Here is a 476-nt window from a genome sequence, read left to right as displayed (position 1 = left end):
CTGACTTTTATCACCAGTGCTCTCTTCAGAACACGTCATCGCTTCGAACAGAATGAACTGTGCCATAAGCGATACATGCGCCGGATGCTCAGGCTTCAAAAAGCGTTCGACCACTGGCTTGAAAAGGGCCGGTCGATCGTGGTTAAAAGGTATAAAGGTCGTTGCGAAAAGCTGGAGCAGCATCGGCAAAGCTTATGGCTGTTCCTGAAGCATGAATCCATCCCGCTTACCAACAATGAAGCTGAGCGGCGCATCCGTGGCAGCGTTATTCAACGTAAAATCAGCTTTGGTACTACCTCAGATGCTGGCGACAAGTTCAGAGGCCGAATGCACACATTGGTAGAAACCTGCAAGAAACGTGGGTTATCCAGCTTGTCTGTGCTAACAGAGATTGTACAGGCGGTAACCGCGCGTCAGCCATATCCAAACGTTCTTGGTCTGTAGACAAAAGTCAATTAACTACCGGTGAACGGTTA

General features: G+C 48.9%; 1 protein-coding gene. It reads left to right on the top strand.

Annotated elements, in window-relative coordinates:
* Nucleotides 1-444, top strand: a 444-nt coding sequence (locus Q5762_RS37110; RefSeq protein WP_315896717.1) for a transposase, incomplete at its 5' end; no start/stop codon positions are given.
* Nucleotides 445-476 lie beyond the last annotated feature (32 nt).

The organism is Streptomyces sp. P9(2023), from assembly GCF_032436795.1.
GTDB lineage: Bacteria > Actinomycetota > Actinomycetes > Streptomycetales > Streptomycetaceae > Streptomyces.
This window is presented reverse-complemented; position numbering and strand designations above follow the sequence as displayed.